Origin of the sequence: Streptomyces sp. NPDC015242, assembly GCF_043079125.1 — a bacterium.
Lineage (GTDB): Bacteria > Actinomycetota > Actinomycetes > Streptomycetales > Streptomycetaceae > Streptomyces.
The window spans coordinates 53,831-74,593 of sequence record NZ_JBIBUF010000012.1 but is presented as its reverse complement, the minus strand read 5'-3'; the positions used below and the strand labels follow the sequence as shown (position 1 = coordinate 74,593).

The 20,763-nt window shown below is 73.4% G+C and carries 17 protein-coding genes, 1 other RNA gene and 2 pseudogenes; 12 read left to right on the top strand and 8 right to left on the bottom strand.

Features of this window, described 5'->3' with window-relative positions:
- The first annotated feature begins 388 nt into the window (after positions 1–388).
- The gene (locus ACF07N_RS33405) at positions 389–2,545 is read left to right on the top strand and encodes a UvrD-helicase domain-containing protein (RefSeq protein WP_392120537.1); all 2,157 of its coding nucleotides are present in this window, start codon (positions 389–391) and stop codon (positions 2,543–2,545) included.
- Between the two features lie 35 nt (positions 2,546–2,580).
- On the opposite strand, the gene rnpB is transcribed toward ACF07N_RS33405, so the two are convergent.
- The 4 genes and pseudogenes from rnpB to ACF07N_RS33385 all read right to left on the bottom strand — a co-directional run bounded on the left by rnpB (position 2,581) and on the right by ACF07N_RS33385 (position 5,337).
- Positions 2,581–2,990, bottom strand: an RNA gene (rnpB, locus tag ACF07N_RS33400) — RNase P RNA component class A.
- Positions 2,991–3,108: 118 nt separating this feature from the next.
- Positions 3,109–3,855: pseudogene (locus tag ACF07N_RS33395) on the bottom strand (DMT family transporter); the annotation flags it as partial.
- A 52-nt stretch (positions 3,856–3,907) separates the two neighbouring features.
- Complete coding sequence (locus tag ACF07N_RS33390) at positions 3,908–4,735, bottom strand: helix-turn-helix domain-containing protein (RefSeq protein ID WP_392120260.1); 828 nt, start codon at positions 4,733–4,735, stop codon at positions 3,908–3,910.
- A gap of 23 nt (positions 4,736–4,758) precedes the next feature.
- Positions 4,759–5,337, bottom strand: a complete 579-nt coding sequence (locus ACF07N_RS33385) for a Uma2 family endonuclease (protein WP_392120257.1) — start codon at positions 5,335–5,337, stop codon at positions 4,759–4,761.
- A 165-nt stretch (positions 5,338–5,502) separates the two neighbouring features.
- Here ACF07N_RS33385 and ACF07N_RS33380 point away from each other — a divergent pair, with 165 nt between their 5' ends.
- From ACF07N_RS33380 to eda, 4 genes are all read left to right on the top strand, one after another.
- Positions 5,503–6,258 (top strand): MerR family transcriptional regulator, encoded by a 756-nt coding sequence (locus ACF07N_RS33380; protein WP_392120254.1) that lies wholly within the window; start codon positions 5,503–5,505, stop codon positions 6,256–6,258.
- On the top strand, positions 6,255–6,833 hold the full coding sequence (locus ACF07N_RS33375) for a hypothetical protein (protein ID WP_392120251.1): 579 nt from the start codon (positions 6,255–6,257) through the stop codon (positions 6,831–6,833). The genes ACF07N_RS33380 and ACF07N_RS33375 overlap by 4 nt, the downstream gene beginning before the upstream one ends.
- Before the next feature lie 43 nt (positions 6,834–6,876).
- Positions 6,877–7,659 carry a peroxide stress protein YaaA gene (gene yaaA, locus ACF07N_RS33370; RefSeq protein ID WP_392120248.1) on the top strand — a complete coding sequence of 261 codons (783 nt, stop codon included), beginning with the start codon at positions 6,877–6,879 and terminating at the stop codon, positions 7,657–7,659.
- Positions 7,660–7,722: 63 nt separating this feature from the next.
- Complete coding sequence (gene eda / locus ACF07N_RS33365) at positions 7,723–8,376, top strand: bifunctional 4-hydroxy-2-oxoglutarate aldolase/2-dehydro-3-deoxy-phosphogluconate aldolase (protein ID WP_392120246.1); 654 nt, start codon at positions 7,723–7,725, stop codon at positions 8,374–8,376.
- Here the strand turns inward: eda and ACF07N_RS33360 are convergent.
- Genes ACF07N_RS33360 through ACF07N_RS33350 form a run of 3 tightly spaced genes read right to left on the bottom strand, consistent with a single transcriptional unit; the run spans position 8,351 to position 11,416 of the window.
- Positions 8,351–9,802 carry a bifunctional RNase H/acid phosphatase gene (locus tag ACF07N_RS33360; RefSeq protein WP_392120243.1) on the bottom strand — a complete coding sequence of 484 codons (1,452 nt, stop codon included), beginning with the start codon at positions 9,800–9,802 and terminating at the stop codon, positions 8,351–8,353. The genes eda and ACF07N_RS33360 overlap by 26 nt on opposite strands.
- Before the next feature lie 19 nt (positions 9,803–9,821).
- A complete protein-coding gene (locus ACF07N_RS33355) occupies positions 9,822–10,565 on the bottom strand; it encodes a zinc ribbon domain-containing protein (protein ID WP_383323711.1) in 744 nt (247 codons plus the stop codon).
- Positions 10,562–11,416 carry a Nif3-like dinuclear metal center hexameric protein gene (locus ACF07N_RS33350; protein ID WP_392120240.1) on the bottom strand — a complete coding sequence of 285 codons (855 nt, stop codon included), beginning with the start codon at positions 11,414–11,416 and terminating at the stop codon, positions 10,562–10,564. The genes ACF07N_RS33355 and ACF07N_RS33350 overlap by 4 nt, the downstream gene beginning before the upstream one ends.
- 199 nt (positions 11,417–11,615) lie before the next feature.
- Between ACF07N_RS33350 and ACF07N_RS33345 the strand changes: the two are divergent.
- From ACF07N_RS33345 to ACF07N_RS33335, 3 genes and pseudogenes are all read left to right on the top strand, one after another.
- A pseudogene (locus tag ACF07N_RS33345) lies at positions 11,616–12,812 on the top strand (hypothetical protein); the annotation flags it as partial.
- 568 nt (positions 12,813–13,380) lie between these two features.
- Entirely contained in the window at positions 13,381–13,548 is a 168-nt protein-coding gene (locus ACF07N_RS33340) for a hypothetical protein (protein WP_383323284.1), read from the top strand.
- Between the two features lie 338 nt (positions 13,549–13,886).
- Positions 13,887–15,119 carry a polysaccharide pyruvyl transferase family protein gene (locus ACF07N_RS33335; protein WP_392120237.1) on the top strand — a complete coding sequence of 411 codons (1,233 nt, stop codon included), beginning with the start codon at positions 13,887–13,889 and terminating at the stop codon, positions 15,117–15,119.
- Positions 15,120–15,179: 60 nt separating this feature from the next.
- Here the strand turns inward: ACF07N_RS33335 and ACF07N_RS33330 are convergent, their stop codons facing one another.
- Entirely contained in the window at positions 15,180–16,613 is a 1,434-nt protein-coding gene (locus ACF07N_RS33330) for an MFS transporter (protein ID WP_392120234.1), read from the bottom strand.
- A gap of 188 nt (positions 16,614–16,801) precedes the next feature.
- Between ACF07N_RS33330 and ACF07N_RS33325 the strand changes: the two genes are divergently transcribed.
- The 4 genes from ACF07N_RS33325 to ACF07N_RS33310 all read left to right on the top strand — a co-directional run bounded on the left by ACF07N_RS33325 (position 16,802) and on the right by ACF07N_RS33310 (position 20,694).
- On the top strand, positions 16,802–18,538 hold the full coding sequence (locus ACF07N_RS33325; RefSeq protein WP_392120231.1) for an MFS transporter: 1,737 nt from the start codon (positions 16,802–16,804) through the stop codon (positions 18,536–18,538).
- 105 nt (positions 18,539–18,643) lie between these two features.
- The gene (locus ACF07N_RS33320; RefSeq protein WP_392120228.1) at positions 18,644–19,294 is read left to right on the top strand and encodes a class I SAM-dependent methyltransferase; all 651 of its coding nucleotides are present in this window, start codon (positions 18,644–18,646) and stop codon (positions 19,292–19,294) included.
- A 107-nt stretch (positions 19,295–19,401) separates the two neighbouring features.
- Complete coding sequence (locus tag ACF07N_RS33315; protein WP_383323269.1) at positions 19,402–19,689, top strand: hypothetical protein; 288 nt, start codon at positions 19,402–19,404, stop codon at positions 19,687–19,689.
- 63 nt (positions 19,690–19,752) lie between these two features.
- Complete coding sequence (locus ACF07N_RS33310) at positions 19,753–20,694, top strand: N-acetylmuramoyl-L-alanine amidase (RefSeq protein ID WP_392120225.1); 942 nt, start codon at positions 19,753–19,755, stop codon at positions 20,692–20,694.
- Positions 20,695–20,763: the final 69 nt, after the last annotated feature.

Here is a 20,763-nt window from a genome sequence, read left to right as displayed (position 1 = left end):
GATCGGTCGGCCCGGCGGCCCGAACGTTGGGAGCCTGCAGTACCGCCACGTCCGCACGTACGCCATCGGCCACGGATGTGCGGTCGGAGAGGTGCTCGCCGACGGGCAAGTGGTGGGTCTGTTCTCAGCACAGGGAGTGGAGCTGGCCGCCCGGCGCATGGCGTCCCGCCTCGGTCGGACTGCCCTCATCCGGCAGGCGGGACACCACGGTGCACACATCATCCGTGCGATAGCGGACGGCAGACTCTCCGGTTTGGCGGCGTCCACACGACTGCGCAGGATTCTGATGGAACACCGATAGCGCCTCGTCGCCGCCATTCAGGGGCCTGCCGCCCGTCAGGCCCCTGAGTAGGGTGTGCACATCGCACCGCGTGGGGAGGACGGTCCGTTGCCGCAGCTGGCATTCGCCAACACCTTCTGGGACAAGTACGAGCAACTGGAGAAGCCGGTCCGAGCAGGGGTACGGAAGGCGATGAAGAAGTTCCAGCAACTCACCGTCGCCGAACTGCACGCCGACAAGGGTCTGCACCTGGAGTCCGTGGAAAAAGCCCGCGATCCGCGCCTGCGGACTATCAGGATCACCGACTTCTGGCGGGGCGTCGTCCTCGCGCCCGAGGACGGTGGTGACACTTTCCTTTTGGTGAACGTCGTACAGCACGACAGGGCTTACGAGTGGGCCGCCAAGCGGCTCTACACGGTCAACACCGCGACGCGTGGCCTGGAGGTCCGCAATGTCGTCGCCATCGAGCAGCTCACCCCGGTGCTGGAGCAGACCGCGACGAAGGCACAGGAGCGTTTGTTCGACGGCTTCTCGGACGCATCCCTGACCCGGCTCGGCATCGACGAGGGAACGCTGCGCGCGGCCCGCACCATCACCGACCAGGCCCAGCTGGAGGCGTTCGCCTCGCTGTTCCCTGAGGACCAGTTCGAGGTACTGCAGTTCCTCGCCGAGGGGTTCGACGAGGACACAGTCTGGCGGGAGGTCGTAGCCGTGCGCCGGCCTGCGGACGCCGGGCCCTACGACCCCGACGACCTGTCGTCCGCCATCGCCAACACTCACAGCCGTATCACCGTGGTCACGGGAGCGGAGGAACTGGAGGACATCCTCACCAAGCCGTTCGCCGCCTGGCGCATCTTCCTCCATCCCGCCCAGCGCCGGGTGGCCTACCGGGCGACCTATGCCGGCCCCGCCCAGGTCACCGGGGGCCCTGGTACGGGCAAAACCGTGGTGGCCCTGCACCGTGTCAAGCACCTGCTCCAGAGGTCGTCGCTCCCCGGCAGGATCCTTCTCACCACGTACACGACCGCCCTGGCGAAGTCCCTCAGGGAGAACCTCGCGCTCCTCCTGGAGGACGAAGTCTTGCTGAAACGGGTCGATGTCACCACGGTCGACGCCCTGGCCCGGGACGTCGTGCGCCGCGGCCGGGGCTCGGTGCCCCGGTTGTGCGACGACGCGGACGAACGCTTCCGCTGGCGCAAGATCCAGCAGATTCTTGAGCTGGAGTGGAACGAGCAGTTCCTCTCCCAGGAGTACCGGCACGTGGTGCTCGCCCAGTCGATCTCCACCGAGGACGAGTATCTGCGAGCGGTGCGGCGGGGCAGGGGTTCGGCTCTGGGGCCGGTCAAGCGGGCGCGGGTATGGCGGGCCATGAAGATGTTCGAGCAGGGCCTGCGCAAGGACGGAAAGTGCACCTACCTGCAGTTGTGCGCGGAGGCCGCCAGACTCTTGGGCGAACCAGGATCAGGTGACCCGCCGTACGCCCATGTCGTGGTCGACGAGGCGCAGGACCTGCACCCGGTCCAGTGGCGGGTCCTACGCGGAGCCGTCGCGCCAGGGCCGGACGACCTGTTCATCACGGGGGACCCGCACCAGCGCATCTACGACTCGCGTGTCTCGCTGGGGTCTCTCGGTATCCCGGTCGCGGGCCGTTCCAGTCGGCTGCGCATCAACTACCGCAGCACAGAGGAGATCCTCCGCTGGGCGGCGGCCCTGATGGAGGACGAACCGGTGGAGTCACTGTCGGGCGATGGCAAGGACTCATTGGCCGGTTACCGTTCCCTCCTGCACGGCCGTCGGCCCGCCCTGAGGGGTTTCAGGAGCGAGGACGCCGAACTGAGCGCAGTCGTCGCGAGGATAGGTGAGTGGGTCGCAGGCGGCGCGGCGCCGGCAGAGATCGCGGTAGCCGCCCGGTTCCACCAGACGCTGGACAAGGTCACGGCGCGACTGGAACGCGCCGGGCTGCCCTCGGTTCTGGTCCGGGAAGGACCAGCCCAGCAGGACGTCGGGGTCCGGCTGGCCACTCTGCACGCGATGAAAGGCCTGGAATTCCGTTGCGTCGCGGTGATCGGCGTGACGGCAGGCGCCTTTCCGTTCCCGCTGGCTGTCACACCACCGGATGTGGACCGACTGCAGCACGAGGCGGACATGTTGGCCGAACGCTGCCTCCTCTTCGTGGCCTGCACGCGCGCCCGCGAGGAGCTGTATGTCTCGTTCAGCGGCCAGGTCAGCCGGTTCCTGCCAACGGCATCCGAGACAGGAGGCTGAGTCTTCCACTGCGGGGCTCGGCGGGCAGCAAGCGGCAGACGAGTCGGGCTGTACGCCGGGTTCTGTTCCCGGTGCTCCTCGCGGAGCGCCGGGCGACGGCCATCCATCTAGGGCCGGCGTTGCCGCCGGCCTCGTGCGGTCTACCCGCGGACTCGGGCGGGCAGCCCTCGAACGTCCGCGCAGAGCCGCCTTTCACAGCGGCTCCTCTTGACCTTGCTCCGGGTGGGGTTTACCTAGCTGCCTGAGTCACCCCAGGCACTGGTGGTCTCTTACACCACCGTTTCACCCTTACCGAGGACCGAGGTCCCCGGCGGTTTGCTTTCTGTGGCACTGTCCCGCGGGTCACCCCGGGTGGCCGTTAGCCACCACCCTGCCCTGTGGAGCCCGGACGTTCCTCGGGGAGCTCCCCGTCAGGGGGACTCCACGCGGCCGTCCGCCCGGCTCGTCTGCCGTGTCGACCATGGTACCCGCCGGGGCGTGGGCTTCGGAGCCGCCGCCGCCGTGGCCAGGACCGAGCCCGCCAGGATCAGGGCGAAGGCGGCCACCACCGTCGGGGTCAGGTGCTCGTCCAGGAAGGCTGCGCCGGCCGCCACCGCGACCGCCGGGTTGACGTACGTGATGACCGCCGCGCGGGTGGGGCCCGCCTCCTTGATCAGTTCCAGGAAGGCCACGAACGCGATGGCCGTGCAGACGGCACCGAGGGCCGCGAGGGCGATGAGGGTCTGCGTCGAGGGGAGGGTGGTGGGGCGCGAGGCGACGGCCGCGGGGGCGTAGACCAGGGCCGCCAGGGCCAGGCAGGGCGTGATGAGGTGCAGGGTCGGGACGTCCTTGAGGTGGCGGCTGGCGATGAGAGGGGCCGTGGCGTAGCCGACGACCGTCACCAGGACCTCCGCAAGGGAGAAGGCATCGCCGCCGGTCAGGTGCGGGACGGTGAGGACGCCGACGCCGGCCAGGCCCAGCGCGAGGCCCGTGACGCGGCGGGTGCCGAGGGACTCCGCCGCGCCGAAGAAGCGGGAGAGCAGGACCGCGACGATCGGTACGCCCGCGATCAGCAGGCCCGCGGTGGAGCTGGAGAGGTGGCGTTCGGCGTCGGTCAGGGTGTACCAGGGGCCGACGATCTCGATCACCGCGAAGGCCAGCATCGGCTTCCAGTGGGTGCCGACGGTGCGTGCCAGGCCCGGCTGGCGCAGGGCGAAGGGCAGGAGGAGGGCGGCGCCGAGTGCGCAGCGCGCGAACACGACCGCCGACGGGGACAGCTCGTCCACCGCCACCTTGATCAGCAGATAGGGGATGCCCCAGACCACTCCCATCAGGGAGAACAGGAACCAGCCGCGTGCAGTCATGCGCCAAGTCTGGGCCGTGTCAGCCCGCCGCGTCTTGAACGCTGTTGCGGTACGCCGCCGGGGTCACGCCCAGGACGCGGCGGAACCAGCGGGTGAGGTGGGCCTGGTCGGCGAAGCCGACGAGTGCGGCGACCTCGGCGGGGCGCAGGCCGGTTTCCAGAAGGCGGCGGGCGCGGGCCACGCGGTGCTGGGCGAGCCAGGCGTACGGGGGGACGCCCATGGTCGTGCGGAAGGCGCGCAGGAGCTGGTAGCGGGAGAGGCCGAGGTCGGTGGCGAGGGCGGACAGGGACGGGGGTTCCAGCAGTTCGTCGGCGAGGCGGTCGCGTACGGTGCGGGCGATGTGGCCGGCGCCCGGCACGGTGTCGGCGGCGGCGCGGGCCGTGGAGTGGCGGCGGGCCAGGGCGGTGAGCAGCCAGGGCAGCCGGGACTCGGCCTCCAGCGGGTCGGGGTGGGCGCTGATGTCGGTGTGGGCGGCGCGCAGGGCGGTGGCCAGTTCCGGGTCGTGCAGGACGGCGTCGCGGAAGTGCGGCGGGGCGCCGAGGGTGCCGTCGGTGAGCAGAGCCGGTTCGGCGTAGAGGGCCTGGTAGGCGTAGCCGTCGGCGGCGGCCGGTCCGCCGGTGTGCATCTCCCCCGGCTCCAGGACGACGATCGAGCCGGGGTAGGAGTGGATGTGCCCGCCCCGGTACGCGATGACCTCCGACCCGCCGACCGTGACGCCGACGGTGAACTCGTCGTGGGCGTGGGGTGCGTAGGTGTGCTGGTCGAAGTGGGCCGTGAGCAGGTCCAGGGGCGGGCCGGCCCGCCCCAGACGGGCTCGCGTCCAGCTGGCTCGTTCCCGTATCCCCATGACACACCCCCGGTCCCAGGGGATCAGAGGAGGTCCGCGGTGTCCAGATCGAAGGCGAACGGTTCCGGGAGGGTGACGGGCTTGCCGAAGGGGCGGGCGCAGTGCTCGCGGTAGTCGTGGTCCTTGGGCTCGCTGAAGACCGTGACCTGGGCCGTCTCCCGGTCGACGAGGAGGTAGAGGGGGATTCCGGCCCGGGCGTAGCAGCGGCGCTTGGCCTCGCGGTCGGCCTGCGGCTTGGTCGAGGTCACCTCCACCACCATGGCGACGCCGTCGCAGGGCATCCAGGAGTCGGCCCCCCGGTACAGACGCAGTTCCAGTGGGGCGAACGTGCCGTCCGGGATCACATGGTCCTTCGGACACGCACCTCCGCGGCGCAGTTTCAAGCCCTTGTTCCCCGAGAACTGCATCTCGGTGCGGGAACGCCTGATCACCTGGTTCACGATCAGCCCGATGCAATCCTCGTGATCCCCGTCCGGCGGCGGCGTCACAACGATCTCCCCCTCGATCAGCTCGGCCCGGAAACCCTCCGGGGTGTCCAGGGCGAGAAAGCCCTCCAGCAGGACGTCTTCCTGCGAGAGCGGCTCGTGGGCCATGGCGGTCATGTCACGCCCCTCCTTCGGTCGCTCGCCAGACTGGGACATCGGCTGATCACCTGCCGGTGGAATCGGGGTCCGTTCCCTCGATCGTGGCACACGATCAAGGTGGCCGTCAGACACCGGGCCGGGCACGCTTGACCCTGCCGCAGCGTCAACGTCTTCACTGGTGGCATGCGGATCGGAGAACTCGCCGCGGCCGTCGGCGTCACCACGCGGGCCGTGCGGCACTACCACCATCAGGGGCTGCTGCCCGAGCCGGAGCGGCGGGCCAACGGGTACCGGGAGTACACGCTGCGGCACGCCGTCGTGCTGGCGCGGATCCGGCGGCTGACCGAGCTGGGGCTGGGGCTCGCCGAGGTGCGGGACGTGCTCGCGGACGACGCCGGCAAGGACCTCGCCGAGGTGCTGACCGAGCTGGACGCGGACCTGGCGCGGCAGGAGGAGGCGATCCGGGAGCGGCGCGCGCGGCTGCGGGCGCTGCTGGAGGCGGAGGGCGGCCTGCCGAAGGAGGGGCCCGTGTCGCCCGGGCTGGCCGCGTTGTTCGCCGGGACGGCGCATCTCACGGACAGTCCCATGGCGGCCAAGGACCGCGAGATCATCGCCTTCCTGGAGACGTCCATGCCTCCGGCGGCGCGGGAGCGGATGGTCTCGTCGATCGGGGAGGCCCTGGGGAGCCCGGAGGCCGTCGCGCGGGCCGGTGAGGCGTACGCGCTGCTGGACGCGCTGGCCGGCGCGGGGCCGGACGATCCGCGGGTCGAGGAGGCGGCCCGGGCGCTGGCCGGCTGCATCCCGCCGGAGCTGTTCCGGGAGGCCGGGGAGGTCGGCGAGGACGACAGTGTGCTGCGGGCTTTCTACGCCGACCTGGCCCCGGCCCAGGCGGAGGCGATCCGCCGTACGCTGCGGATCCTCGCCGGGGAGCGGCGATGAGGGTCGCGTGGCTGCTGGTCCGGCACGAGGTGGCGCTGCTGGTGAGCCTGGCGCTGTGGGCCGCGCGGCGGACGCACGGGACGAGGGGCGGGACGGCCTACGGGTACGCGCGCGGGCAGGGCGCGATGATGGCCGGTTTCGCGTTCGTGTGCGTGGTCGAGACGGTCGCGCTGTCCGTGCTGCTGCGGGACTTTCCGGCCGCGCGCGCCGTGTTCCTCTTCCTGGACGTGTACGGCGTGGTGGTGGTCGTCGGGCTGCACGCCTCGTCCGTCGTGCGCCCGCACGTGCTGGATCCGGACCGCGGGACCCTGCGGATACGGCGGTACGCGCACGTCGACCTGTGCGTGCCGCTGGACCGGATCGCCTCGGTGCGGCGTGAGCTGCGGATGACGCACGAGCGGGCCGACGGCGAGCTGAACGTCGAGGTCGGCTCGCAGACGACCGTCACGCTCGAACTGTCCGAGCCGGTCACCCACGTCTCCTTCCTCGGCCGGTGCCGCGAGGTCCGGGTCGTCCGCTTCCACGCCGACGACGCCGACGGCCTGGTCCGCGCCCTCGGCCCGGCTCGGGTGTGAGTGCCCCGTACCCTGGCGGCGGAGTTCGATCGAAGGAGTACGCGTGCTTGTCCTGCTGCCGCCGTCCGAAGGAAAGGCCTCGTCCGGGCGGGGTGCGCCGCTGAAGCCGGAGTCGCTGTCCCTGCCGGGGCTCGCCGCGGCGCGGGAGGCGGCGCTGACCGAGCTGGTCGAGCTGTGCTCGGGCGACGAGGACAAGGCGCGCGAGGTGCTGGGGCTGAGCGAGGGCCTGCGGGGCGAGGTCTCGAAGAACGCGGGGCTGCGCACGGCGGGGGCGCGGCCGGCCGGGGAGATCTACACGGGGGTGCTGTACGACGCGCTCGGCCTGGCCACGCTCGACCCGGCGGCCAAGCGGCGCGCGGCCCGGTCGCTGCTGGTGTTCTCGGGGCTGTGGGGCGCCGTGCGGGTGACGGACCGGATCCCGTCCTACCGGTGCTCGATGGGCGTGCGGCTGCCGGGGCTCGGGGCGCTGGGCGCGCACTGGCGTGCGCCGATGGCGTCGGTGCTTCCCGAGGCGGCCGGGGACGGGCTGGTGCTGGACCTGCGGTCGGCCGCGTACGCCGCCGCGTGGAAGCCGAAGGGCGCGGTGGCGGAGCGGACGGCGACCGTGCGGGTGCTGCACGCGCCGACCCGGAAGGTGGTCAGCCACTTCAACAAGGCGACCAAGGGGCGGATCGTGCGGAGCCTGCTGACCGACGGGGCGGTCCCTCGGTCGCCCGCCGAGCTGGTGGAGGCGCTGCGGGATCTCGGGTACGCGGTCGAGGCCGGGGCGCCCGCGAAGGCCGGTCAGGCGTGGGCGCTGGACGTGCTCGTGGACGAGGTGCACTGAGGGTCGTTGCAGTATGCGCAATGCCCTTTGCGCACTCTGCATTTCCGACGGCAGGATGAGGTCATGACCTCCTCCTCCGCCCTGCCCGCGTCCGTACTGGACCTCGCGCCCGTCGTCCCCGTGGTCGTCGTCGAGGACATCGGCGACGCCGTACCGCTGGCGCGGGCGCTGGTGGCCGGAGGGCTGCCGGCGATCGAGGTGACGCTGCGGACGCCCGTGGCCCTCGACGCGGTGCGGGCCATCGCCCGTGAGGTGCCGGAGGCGGTGGTCGGGGCGGGGACGGTGATCAGCCCCGGGCAGGTCGCGGAGGCGGTGGCGGCGGGGGCCCGGTTCCTGGTGAGCCCCGGCTGGACCGACGGGCTGCTGGAGGCGATGCAGGCGTCCGGCGTGCCCTTCCTGCCGGGAGTGTCGACGACGTCCGAGGTCGTGGCGCTGCTGGAACGCGGGGTGCGGGAGATGAAGTTCTTCCCGGCGCAGGCGGCGGGCGGTACGGCGTATCTGAGGTCGCTGGCGGGGCCGCTGCCGCAGGCGCGGTTCTGCCCGACGGGCGGGATCGGGCCGGACTCCGCGCCCGGCTATCTGGCGCTGCCCAACGTCGGGTGCGTCGGCGGCAGCTGGATGCTGCCGCGGGACGCGGTCGCGGGCGGCGACTGGGGGCGGGTGGAGGAGCTGGCCCGGGCCGCGGCGGGGCTCAGCGCAGGTGGGACGTGTCGTTGAGGAGGCGGACGCTGGCGTTGCCGTCCGCGTAGTACGCCACGGCCGACAGGGACGCGGCCGACAGCTCCATGCGGAACAGCGACTCCGGCGGGGCGCCCAGGGCGAGCCGGACGAACGTCTTGATCGGCGTCACGTGCGTGACGAGCAGGACCGTGCGGCCCTGGTGGGCGGCGAGCAGCCGGTCGCGGGTGGCGGCGATCCGCTCGGCGGTCGCGGCGAAGCTCTCGCCGCCGCCGGTGGGTTCGGCGTCCGGGGAGGCCAGCCAGGCGTTCAGGTCGTCGGGGTGGCGTTCGCGCACCTCGGCGAAGGTGAGTCCCTCCCAGGCGCCGAAGTCAGTCTCGCGCAGCCCGTCCTCGATCTCCACGTCCAGCCCGAGGCGGGCCGCGACGATCCCGGCGGTCTCCCGGGTCCGGGCGAGCGGCGACGACACGACCGCCTGGATCGTCCCGCGCCGGGCCAGCATCGCGGCGGCCCGCTCGGCCTGCTCCCGGCCCACGTCGGAGAGCGAGGGGTCGGTGCCGCCGCTCCCCGAGAACCGCTTCTGCGGCGTCAGCGGCGTCTCCCCGTGCCGGAGCAGGACGAAGGTGGCCGGGGTCCCCATGTCGGCGGGGGCCCAGCCGGGGGACGCCACGGTCCTGGCGGCGCGGGAGTCGGCTTCCGCCTTCGCGCCGAGGGCCCCGGTCTCGTCGGCGGTGCTGGAGCTGTCGCCGAGGGCCCCGGTCTCGTCGGCATTGCTGGAGCTGCCGGGCTGCGCGGCCGTGGGCTCGGGCGCCCCGGGGGTGGGCACCCCAGAGGTGGACGCCCCAGAGGTGGACGCCCCAAGGGTGGTGGGAGCGGGCTCGGCAGCCGGTGCCGCGCCGTCCGGCGACCCGGCGGACGTGCGGCACCTCGCCAGAGCGTCCCGCACCCGTGCCGCCCCCGCCGTCGCGTCTCCGGGCGGCTCCGGCGGAGCCGTCGGTGCCGCGCCGGTCGCCGTGTCCAGTTCGGCCGTGGACGCCGGCTCCGACCACTGCCCGCCCTTCGCCCCCGCGTCCATCGCCTCGTTGGCCAGCCGGTCCGCGTGCTTGTTGCGCTCGCGCGGGATCCACTCGTACGTCACCCGCCCCGGCGGGAAGACCCGGGCCGCCTCCGCCGCCAGGGGCTTCATGGCGGGATGCTTGATCTTCCAGCGGCCCGACATCTGCTCGACGACGAGCTTGGAGTCCATCCGGACGTGCACCGTGGCGGCCGGGTCCAGGGCGTGGGCGGCGCGCAGGCCGGCCAGCAGACCGCGGTATTCGGCGACGTTGTTCGTGGCGACGCCGATGTACTCGGCGCTCTCCCGCAGCGTCTGCCCCGTAGCCGCGTCGCTCACCACGGCCCCGTAGCCCGCGGGCCCCGGGTTGCCCCGCGACCCGCCGTCCGCCTCGACGATGAACTCCCGCACCGGACCGGCTCCCGTGGGCCTAGAGCCCGGACTCGGACGTGCGCACCAGGATGCGGCGGCAGTTCTCGCAGCGGATCACCGTGTCGGGCGCCGCCGTGCGGATCTCGTTCAGCTCGGTGATGGCGAGCTCCTGGCGGCAGCCCTGGCAGCTGCGCGCGTACAGCTTCGCCGCGCCGATGCCGCCCTGCTGCGCGCGCAGCTTGTCGTAGAGCTTGAGCAGGTCGTCGGGGACGGACCCGGCGACGACCTCGCGCTCCTTGGTGACCGTGGCGACCTCGGCGTCGATCTGCTCCAGGGCCGCGTCACGGCGCGCGGTGGCGTCGTCGATCTTCGTCTGCACGGAGGAGACCCGCTCGGTCAGCTCGGCGACCCGCTCCTGCGCGGACTCCCGGCGCTCCATGACCTCCAGCACGACGTCCTCCAGGTCGCCCTGCCGCCTGGCGAGCGAGGCGATCTCGCGCTGGAGGTTCTCCAGGTCCTTCGGGGAGGTGACGGCACCGGAGTCCAGGCGCTGCTGGTCGCGGGTGGCGCGCTGGCGCACCTGGTCCACGTCCTGCTCGGCCTTGGTCTGCTCGCGTGCGGTGTCGCTCTCCTCGGTCTGCGCGGCGACGAGCAGGTCGCGCAGCTGCGTGTGGTCCTTGGTCAGCGCCTCGATCTCGGCGTGCTCGGGCAGCGACTTCCGCCGGTGTGCCAGCTGCTGGAGGCGGACGTCGAGGTCCTGGACGTCGAGGAGGCGGATCTGGTCGGCGGGCGCGGCGTTCAGTTCGGGGCTCCCAGGGGGTCAGAAGTGGTCGAGGCCGCGTGGGCGGTCCAGGGGTCGGTGACCGTCGTGGAGACGTGGACGCGCAGGTCCCATCCGTGCCGGTCGGAGATCTCGTCGAGCTGGCTCGCGGCCAGCTCGCACCAGGGCCACTCGGTGGCCCAGTGCGCCGCGTCGAGCAGCGCGAGGGGACTGTGGGCGCGGGCCTCCGACACCGGGTGGTGGCGCAGGTCCGCGGTGAGGAACGCGTCGACGCCGGCGGCGCGCACGTGGTCGAAGAGGCTGTCGCCGGAGCCGCCGCTGACGGCGACCGTGCGCACCGGCGCCTCCGGGTCGCCGGCGACGCGGATGCCCTGCGCGGTGGCGGGCAGCCGCTCGGCGGCGCGGGCGGCGAGCTCGCGCACGGTCAGCGGGTGGTCCAGCGCGCAGAGGCGGCCCAGGCCCCGCCGCCCCGCGGGGTCGGTGGGGTCCGGCACGAGCGGCCCGGTGACCCTGAGGCCCAGGGCGCCCGCGAGGGCGTCGGAGACACCCGGGTCGGCGGTGTCGGCGTTGGTGTGGGCGACGTGCAGCGCGATGTCGTTCTTGATCAGCGTGTGGACGACGCGGCCCTTGAAGTGGGTCGCCGCGACGGTCGTCGTACCGCGCAGATAGAGCGGGTGGTGGGTGACGAGCAGGTCGGCGCCCAGGTTCACCGCCTCGTCGACGATCTCCTGGACCGGGTCGACGGCGAACAGTACGCGCGTGACCTGCTGGTCCGGGTCGCCCGCGACGGTGCCGACCGCGTCCCAGGACTCGGCCCGCTCGGCGGGCCACAGGCTCTCCAGCGCGGCGATGACTTCAGACAGACGGGGCACGGGTGCAAGGCTACCCGCCTGATCTGTGGCGTTGAACCGCCACCGCCCCCGCCCGTCCGCCCTCGCCCCGCTCAGCACAAACGCCCCCTCCTCCTCAGGCGAATCGTTCCTGGAACACCCTTATGTGTGAAGTCGGGGTCCAGGGAATTCCCCGCCCGTTCGTGCGAAAACTACGTTCGTCACTGGAGGTGACCGAACGATGACTGCCTGTGCGATCGAGCCTTCGGCGGGGCACGAGGACGGGGACGGTGCCGCGCCGGCCGGCTGCACGCTCAGCGCGGACGGCGCCTACGGCGCGCGTCTCGCGTCGGCCGGTGACGCCTGGTTCCCGGAGCGCTGGACCCTCGACGGCCCCGAGCCCTACGCCGTCCCGCTGCCCCGCAACCAGCCGGAGGAGCCCGGCACCGAGGTGCAGCCGATGGGCGACGGGCGCGTGCTCATCCACCGCCGGGTGGCCGGACGGCACGCCTTCTCGCTGCTGTACCCGACGGGCCCCGGCACCGGCGAACTGCCGCTCGGCGCGGTCGAGAGCCCGGACGACAGCGCCCGGCTGCGGCTGCTGCCGCCCGCGCCCGGCGGGGAGCGGGCGTACGCCCTCGCGGTCGGGCCGCGGTCGACGTCGGTGTGGCTGGTGGCGGGCGGCGCCTTCGGGCCCGAGAAGGTGGCGGAGCTGCCCGGCCGCGGCTCGGGCGGGGTCTGGCTGGACCGCGCGGGGCGGCTGCTGGCCCTGGACCGGGAGACCGGCGGGCGCACGAAGGCGGTCGTGGTGGACCTGGAGCGCGGGGGCGAGGTGTCGCCGCTGTTGCAGATCACCGCGCACAGCGACGACCGGCTGCTGCTCGCCGATCACGACAGCGGCCTGCTGATCGTCCGTTCCGACGCGGCCTCGCCGGGACAGGGGCGGCTGGGCTGGGGGGTGCTGGGCAGCAGCCTGCCGGTGCGGTTCCCCGAATGCCTGCGGCTGCGGGACTGCTCCGTCACACCGTTCGCGATCCAGCCGGGGCAGGTGCTCACACCGGAGAGCTGTGCGGTGGCGCTGCGGGTGGACGGGCCGGCGGGCAGCTGGGTCGGGGTGTGGCGGCCGGCCGAGCGCCGGGTGCACCATCTCCCCGCGCCCGACGGGTGGTTGACGGGGACCGGTCTGTGGACGGCCGACGGGGTGCTGCGGCTGCCGTACGCGACGGAGGCCGTGCCGTGCGGGGTGGCGCGGGTGCGTCCGCCCGCGCCCGTCTCGCCGGAGTCCGGCTGCGCGCCGCCGTCCGCCGGGCCGGAGACCGGCGCCGTGCCGCCCCTCTCGCCGCGTGAGCCGTCCGCCCAGGCCGCCGGGCCCGGCCCCGCGCCGGACGTCAGACCCGGGCCGGCCGCCCCGGTTCCGCAACGGCCCGGGCCGGCCGGGGAGCCGGGACGGTCAGGGGAGTTCGGGGAGCCGGGATCCTCAGGGGAGTTCGGGGAGCCGGAACAGCCTGTGATACCCGGGGAGCGGGGACGGCCTGTGATGCCCGGGGAGCGGGGACGGCCTGTGATGCCCGGGGAGCGGGGACGGCCTGTGATGCCCGGGGAGCGGGGACGGCTCGGGGCGCCCGGAGGCCCCGGACCGGCCGAGGCGTCCGGCGCCGCTCTCGATGGAGATGGTCCACGGGCACCGGTGGCATCGGTGACACCCGTGACACCCGGATGTCCCGGACAGTCCGAGGCACCCGGACGTCCCGGACAGCTGGAGGCCCCAGGAGGTTCCGGACAGCTGGAGGTGCCCGGAGGTACCGGGCAGCCGGTGCCGCCGGACCGGTCCGCCCCGTCTCCGGCCCCCTCGGCCGCACGGCCCGTGCCCCTTCAGGAGGCGCCGCTGGGCCGCCTTGTAACGAACTAGTGCCGGTTGGCGTGGCCGCCTGGATCCGGGGCGTGGGGCGCCGGTTAAACTCACCCGGCTGTAAAAAAGATCATGTTGACGGGGTGAATTCCATCCGATGAGCGACGCCAGCACGAACCAGCCGCGCCATGCCGACGTCCAGGAGACCTCCACCGGCCACGGCCGGCACCGAGGCGAGGTCTCCACGCACGACAGCGAGACGGCTCCGCGCGGACGCCACCGCAAGCCGGTGGCGGAGACCGAGCAAGCCGTGACTGCGGCCTGACGGCACGTCAGTCACCAGAACGCGAACGGCCCCTGCCGCCACCCGGCGGGAGGGGCCGTTCCCCGTGCGGCCTCCCGCCACCACACCGGAACGCGAAGACGAAGGCGCAGACGAAGGCGAAGGCGAACGCGTTCCGGTCCCGTGCCCGCCGCACAGCCGCGACGCCCGCAGCGCCATGCTGCTGACGATGTGTCAGGCCAGGCCCACGGCCCCACCGGCGGGTTGCCCGCGTCGCCGCACCGGCGTGTACGTTGACCGGGCGTCCGCGCCGCGCCTCGGCGGCGCCGGCGCCGACACCGGCTGGGCAGCAGCCGCGACCACCAGGGGAAACGGAGCACATGGCACGCGTCGCCGTCATCACCGCGCCGAACATCGGGTACCGCAACACCGGCATGCTGAGCGTCGACCTGGCGTTCGAGTCCCTGCGGCGGCGGGCGGGCGGCGCCTTCGACGCCACCTGGTACACGCTGCACACACCGGACACCGTGCCCCTGCGGGCCTGCGCGCGCGGCACCGGCCTCCCCTTCGCCTTCCGTCCGCTGGCCGAGAACCTCGACACGCTGCGCGACCACGACGCGGTCGTCTTCTGGGGCGACTTCCTGCACACCCGGCACTACCTCGCGCAGGACGCGACCAACCGGCTGCTCGACTTCGGCATCGCCGCCGACCGGGACGCGGCCCGGACCCTGCTGAACCGGACCCTGCTCCTCGCCGACCAGCCCGACGAGCTCCTCGCACGGACCCTCAGCTACGGCGGCACCGTCCTGCACAACACCCAGTCCGACTATGAGGACAAGGAGTACGGGCCACTCTTCACCCGCCTGGTGCGGCGCAGCCACCGGATGTGGGTGCGCGACCCGCTCTCCGCGGCGAAGCTCCAGCACCTGCGCGGGGACCGTACGACGGACCACTTCGGCTCGGACGCGGCGCTGCTGTCCCGCCCCGGCGACCTCGGCCACCTGCCGACCACGGACTGGTCGCGGTCGGTGCCCCGGGGCGGCGCCATCGGTGTGTTCCTGGGCGCCCGCACCCCGGTTCCCGACTGGCTGCCGGCCCACTGCCAGGCCCTGTCCGACCGGCTGGGCGCGCCGCTGGAGTGGCTGCCCTGGTTCGAGCGGGACGTGCCCGCCGCGGTCGCGCACATCCCGGCCCGGCCCGGCGACCACACCATCGGCGACCTGCTCGCGGTCCTGCCCCGGTACCGGCTGGTCATCACGGACACCTACCACCTGGCGGTCAACGCCTGGGGCGCCGGGACCCCGGCGGTGTGCGTGGGGGCGCCCGAGCCGACGCCCAAGACGCACGACGACTACCTGACGCTGAGCGACGTGAAGAAGCACGTCTTCCACCTGGCGTACGACGCGACGGACTTCTACCTGTCCACCCAGGAAGGCGTGGAAGGGCGCGAGGGCCGCGAGCGGGGCCTCGACCGGCTCGTGCGGCTGCTGGAGGGCGGCGGCGCCGATGCCGTCGCCGCGCGCATCCGCGCGCACGCCGACCACTCGGCGACGGCCTTCACGGAGACGCTGACCGCCCTGCTCGGCACCCCCCGCCCGACCCCCCAGGGCTGACGGGCCGCCCCGACACCTCTACGCGACGCCCACCCCCCGCACCGGCCCGGACCGGCGGCGCTACCCCTCCTCCTGTCGCGCCTGCCGCGGCAGCCAGAGCCACATCAGTACCAGACCGGCCGCCAGCACCGCGGCGCCCACCCGGAAGGCGAGCGCGTAGCCCTCCGTCAGCGCCTCGGGGGTCGCGCTGCCGCCCGACCGGGCCGCCGCGACAGTGGAGAGGACGGCCAGACCGAGGGAACCGCCCATCGTGCGGGACGTGTTGACGAGCCCGGAGACCAGTCCGGCCTCCTCGGGAGCGGCTCCGGACGTGGCCAGGGAGGCGAGCGGGGTCGCCGCCAGGCCCGCGCCGAGCATCATCAGGACGCCGGGGCAGAGGACCGCCGTCACATAGGCCCCGTCGGGGGTCATGGTGGACTGCCAGGCGAAGCCCGCCACCGCCACGAGCGTGCCGAGCACCGCTACGTTGCGCGTGCCGACCGGTCGCATGAGCCGGGGCGCCAGCTTGGAGCCGAGGACCACCGCGAGGGAGCTCGGGACCAGGGCGAGTCCGGCTTCCAGCGGGGTGTAGCCGAGGACGTTCTGTGCGTAGAGGGTCATGAAGAACCACATGCAGAACATCGCGGAGCCGCTGAGGAACATGGCGACGTTCGCGGAGGAGACCGAGCGCAGGCGCAGCAGCCCGAGCGGCATCAGCGGGCTCGCGGTGCGGGCCTCGGCGACGAGGAACAGCCCGAGCAGGGCCAGCCCGGCGAGCAGGGGGACCAGGGTGGCCGACGCCGTCCAGCCCTCCGCCTCCGTCTGGGAGATGCCGTAGGCGAGGGTGCCCAGTCCGGCCGTGACGAACAGGGCGCCGGGCAGGTCCAGGCGCCGCCCGTCCCCGGCGCGGCCCTCGGTGAGGAACCAGGCGGCGGCGCACAGCACCACGGCGCCGACGGGCACGTTGATCAGCAGCACCCACCGCCAGGACAGCGTCTCGATCAGCAGCCCGCCGACCAGGCCGCCCGCCGCGCCGCCGCCCGCGCCGACCGCCGTCCAGGTCCCTATGGCCCGGGCCCGGGCCGCGCCCTCGGGCACGGAGGCGGTGAGGATGGTCAGCGTCGAGGGCGCCAGCACGGCCGCGCCGAGCCCTTGCACGGCCCGGGCGAGGAGCAGGTGCCACTCCTGCTGCGCCAGCCCGCCGGCGAGCGAGGCGAGGGTGAACAGGCCGAGCCCGACGAGGAACATCCGCTTGCGGCCGTAGAGATCCCCGGCCCGGCCGCCGAGCAGCATGAAGCCGGCGAAGGCGATCGCGTAGGCGTTCACCACCCACTGCTGGCCCTGCTCGCTCAGGGCCAGCCCGGTCCGCATCGACGGCAGCGCCACGTTGACGACGGAGACGTCCAGGACGACGAGGAACTGCCCGGCGCAGGTGAGCGCGACCACGAGCCAGGTGGGGGGTGAGGTGCGGCGGGCTGTGCGGCTCATCTCGGCGGCTTCGACCATGCGTGTCATGTTCTCAACCACTCCACGCTCCTGGCATCGGCATTTCGGCCTAGGGCCATGGGGGATCCACGCTCCGTCTCAAGAGAAGGTCAAGAATTCGTTAGAGTGCCAAAGCAACGGAATAGTTGCCTACGCATACAAGGTTCGTACCCCACGTACCCCCGTACCTCCGAATTCCGGCCTGGAGGCCCCTCTCCATGACGCAGACGACGACAGACCGTCCCGCCGGCCGGGCGAGCGGGGCCGTGGTCCCGGTGCTCGCCTTCGCGGGCATCGTTGTCGCGGTGATGCAGACCCTGCTCGTCCCGGTCATCAAGGACCTGCCGCAACTGCTGGACACCGCCCCGAGCGACGCCACCTGGGTCCTGACCTCGACCCTGCTCTCGGGTGCCGTGGCCACCCCGATCATGGGCCGCCTGGGCGACCTCTACGGCAAGCGCCGCATGCTGATCCTCAGCCTCTCGGTGATGGTGGTGGGCGCTCTCGTCAGTGCGCTCACCAGCGACCTGCTGCTGATGATCACCGGCCGTACGCTCCAGGGCTTCGCGATGGGCGCCATCCCGCTCGGCATCGGCCTGATGCGCGACATGCTGCCGCGCGAGAAGCTCGGCTCGGCGATGGCCCTGATGAGCTCCTCCATAGGCGTCGGCGGCGGCCTCGCCCTGCCCGCCGCCGCCCTGGTCGCCCAGCACAGCGACTGGCACGCCCTGTTCTACGGCGCCGCCGGCCTCGGCGTGCTCTCGATCGCGCTGACCCTCCTCGTCGTGCCGGAGTCCCCGACGCGCGCCGCGGGCTCCTTCGACCTGCCGGGCGCGTTCGGCCTGTCCGCCGGGCTCGTGCTGTTCCTGCTGCCGATCACCAAGGGCAGCGACTGGGGCTGGACCTCCGGCACCACGCTCGGCCTGTTCGCCGCGTCGGCGCTCGTGCTGCTCCTGTGGGGCGTGATGGAGCTGCGCGTCAAGGCCCCCCTGGTCGACCTGCGCACCACGGCCCGCCCGGCCGTGCTCTTCACCAACCTCGCCTCGATCATGGTCGGCGTCTCCTTCTACGTCGTCTCCCTGGTGCTGCCCCAGTTGCTCCAGCTGCCGACGTCCACCGGCTACGGCCTCGGCCAGTCGATGGTCGTCGCGGGCCTGCTCGTCGCGCCGCTCGGCCTGACGATGATGTTCACGGCGCCCGTCTACGCGCGGCTGTCCGCGAAGTACGGCCCCAAGGTCACCCTGATCCTCGGCCTGCTGATCATCGCGATCGGCTACGGCGCGGGCCTCGGCCTGATGAGCGCCGCCTGGCAGAGCCTGGTCATCTCGGTCCTGCTCGGCACGGGCATCGGGCTGGCCTACTCCTCGCTGCCCGCGCTGATCGTGGGCGCGGTCCCGGCGTCGGAGACCGGCGCGGCCAACGGCCTCAACACCCTCATGCGGTCCATCGGCACGTCGGTGTCGAGCGCCGTGATCGGCATGGTGCTGGCGAACACCGCGGACACCGCCGGCGGGGTCGCGATCCCGACCATGCACGGCTTCCGCCTCTCCTTCCTGATCGCGACCGGGGCGGTCGCGATCGGCCTGCTGCTGGCGCTGTTCCTGCCGGGCGGCCGCCCCTCGGGCAAGCCGCAGCTGCGCGCCAGCAGCGAGGAGGACGCGGCCCTGGAGCGGGCCGAGCGGGTGCTGCGCGGCTTCCGCGGCCGGGTGCTGGCCGCCGACGGCTCCCCGGTCGCCCGCGCCAACGTCACCCTGATCGACCGCCGCGGCCGGCAGGCCGGGGCGACCCTGTCCGCCGCGGACGGCAGCTACGCGCTCGCCGTCCCCGCGCAGGGCTCCTACGTCGTGGCCGCACGCGCCACGGGGCACGGCCCCCTCGCCTCGTCCGCGACCCACGCCGGCGACCGGCCGGTCGACCTGGACCTGTCGCTGCCCGGGGAGACGGTCTCCGCCTGACCCCGCCGCCCGCCGTACCCGCCGCCCCCGTACCCCCTGTCGTCCCCCGGCAGGGGGTACGGCAGCATGGGCGCCCGGACCGTCGTACGACCGAGAGGAACCCCCATGCCCGCGGCCCCGAAGCCCGAGATCCTGGCCGCGTTCGAGGCGGCGAAGGGGTTCATGCCCGTGGCCGAGGGGCTGGCCGTGCACGCGGCGGCCGTGGAGGCCGGGCGGCTGGGGCTGCCGCTGCTGGAGGTCGGCACGTACTGCGGCCGGTCCACGATCCTGCTCGCCGACGCCGCCCGGCAGGCCGGGGTGAGCGCGCTCACCGTGGACCACCACCGCGGCAGCGAGGAGCAGCAGCCCGGCTGGGAGTACCACGACCCGGAGACGGTCGACCCCGAGCTGGGCGTGATGGACACGCTGCCGACGTTCCGCCGCACGCTGCACCGGGCCGGTCTGGAGGAGCACGTGGTGGCCCTGGTCGGCCGCTCCCCGCAGATCGCCGCGTTCTGGCGCACGCCGCTCGGCCTCGTCTTCGTCGACGGCGGCCACACCGACGAGCACGCCACGGCCGACTACGAGGGCTGGGCCCCGCACGTCGCCGAGGGCGGGCTGCTGCTCATCCACGACGTCTTCCCGGACCCGCAGGACGAGTTCACCGGGCAGGCTCCCTACCGCGTCTACCTCCGGGCGCTCTCCTCGGGTGCCTTCACGGAGGTCTCGGCGACCGGCTCGCTGCGGGTGCTGCGGCGCACGGGCCCGGGCGTCTGACCGGGCGACCGGGCGGGTGAACTGCGCGGCCCGCACCCCCTCCCGGTCGGCCCACGGGCGGCGTGGCGCGTCGGCGGGCGGGTGCCTCTGCCCAAGGATCCGGGCGCGTGGCACACACCTTCGAAGAGCTCGTGGAGAAGCAGCGCGCGGCGGACGAGGCGTACGCCCGCGTGCGTCAGCTGCAGGACGCGTACGGCCCGCCCACCCGGACCAAGTGGAGCGGGCAGCAGACCACCACGTGGGAGACCGCCTGGCGCGCCTGGCGCGACCTCGCCCGGGACGTCCAGGCCGCGGTGACCGCCTACGCGAAGCAGGAGCAGACCCCGCGCCAGGAGATCGAGGCGCGGGTGAAGGAGGCGGTACGGCACGGTGGCCCCGGCGCCGACGCGGGGTAGCCGCCACCCGTCGGGCCGTCCTCGACCGGCTGCCGCCCGGCGTCGGCCGCTAGGGTGGCAGACGTGTCGTACGCAGGCCCGGACTTCGAACCTCCCCAGCCCCGCCGCTCCCGTCGCGGCCCCCTGACCGTGGCGCTCGCCGCGCTGGTGCCGGGGGCGCTGCTCGGCTGGCTGGTCTACGAGACGGTGGGCGGGCCGGGGGACGGCGACGCCACCGGCCGGGCGACGGCGGGGGCGGCCTCGCCCACCCCCGCCCCCACCGCGGACGGCAAGCAGCCGGACCCCTCGCCGGCCCCGACGGGCTCCCGGACCTCCGCGCCCGCCGCCTCCGGCCCGCTCAAGGGCAAGGTCGTCGTCATCGACCCCGGCCACAACCCCGAGAACTTTTGGCACCCGTCCGAGATCAACCGCAAGGTCGACATCGGGACGAACTGGAAGGAGTGCGACACCACGGGCACGTCCACCAACGACGGGTATCCCGAGGCGGAGTTCACTTTGGACGTGGCGCACCGGATGCGCGCACTTCTCGAGGGGCAGGGCGCCACGGTGAAGCTGACGCAGGACGGCGACCGGCCGTACGGCCCGTGCGTGGACGAGCGGGCCCGGATCGGCAACGAGGCGAAGGCCGACGCCGTGGTGTCGATCCACGCGGACGGCTCGGGCGCCGGCAACCGCGGCTTCCACGTCATCCTGCCCGGCACGGTCCGGGCGGGCGCCGCGGACACCCGCGCGATCGTCGGCCCGTCGCGGGACCTCGGCGAGCGCGTGGCGGGCCGCTTCGTGGCGGTCACCGGCAGCGCGCCCTCCGACTACGTCGGCGACGGCACCGGCCTCGTCACGCGGAAGGACCTGGGCGGTCTCAATCTGTCAACGGTTCCCAAGGTGTTCATCGAGTGCGGCAACATGCGCGATAGCAAGGACGCGGCGTTGCTCACCAGCGGTGCCTGGCGACAGAAGGCGGCGCGAGGGATCTCCGAGGGAATCGTGAGCTTCCTGCGCGGGTAGGTGCGGACCGGAAGATCCCGGCGGACACCCTGATGGGGCGGACGATAGTGTCCTCCTTACGATGAGGGG

What these genes read in the sequence shown, in the direction of transcription:
- ACF07N_RS33390 (WP_392120260.1), bottom strand. Translation starts at nt 4,735, where the DNA reads ATGGGGATACGGGAACGAGCCAGCTGGACGCGAGCCCGTCTGGGGCGG.
- ACF07N_RS33385 (WP_392120257.1), bottom strand. Translation starts at nt 5,337, where the DNA reads ATGACCGCCATGGCCCACGAGCCGCTCTCGCAGGAAGACGTCCTGCTG.
- ACF07N_RS33380 (WP_392120254.1), top strand. Translation starts at nt 5,503, where the DNA reads ATGCGGATCGGAGAACTCGCCGCGGCCGTCGGCGTCACCACGCGGGCC.
- ACF07N_RS33375 (WP_392120251.1), top strand. Translation starts at nt 6,255, where the DNA reads ATGAGGGTCGCGTGGCTGCTGGTCCGGCACGAGGTGGCGCTGCTGGTG.
- eda (WP_392120246.1), top strand. Translation starts at nt 7,723, where the DNA reads ATGACCTCCTCCTCCGCCCTGCCCGCGTCCGTACTGGACCTCGCGCCC.
- ACF07N_RS33340 (WP_383323284.1), top strand. Translation starts at nt 13,381, where the DNA reads ATGAGCGACGCCAGCACGAACCAGCCGCGCCATGCCGACGTCCAGGAG.
- ACF07N_RS33335 (WP_392120237.1), top strand. Translation starts at nt 13,887, where the DNA reads ATGGCACGCGTCGCCGTCATCACCGCGCCGAACATCGGGTACCGCAAC.
- ACF07N_RS33330 (WP_392120234.1), bottom strand. Translation starts at nt 16,613, where the DNA reads ATGACACGCATGGTCGAAGCCGCCGAGATGAGCCGCACAGCCCGCCGC.
- ACF07N_RS33325 (WP_392120231.1), top strand. Translation starts at nt 16,802, where the DNA reads ATGACGCAGACGACGACAGACCGTCCCGCCGGCCGGGCGAGCGGGGCC.
- ACF07N_RS33320 (WP_392120228.1), top strand. Translation starts at nt 18,644, where the DNA reads ATGCCCGCGGCCCCGAAGCCCGAGATCCTGGCCGCGTTCGAGGCGGCG.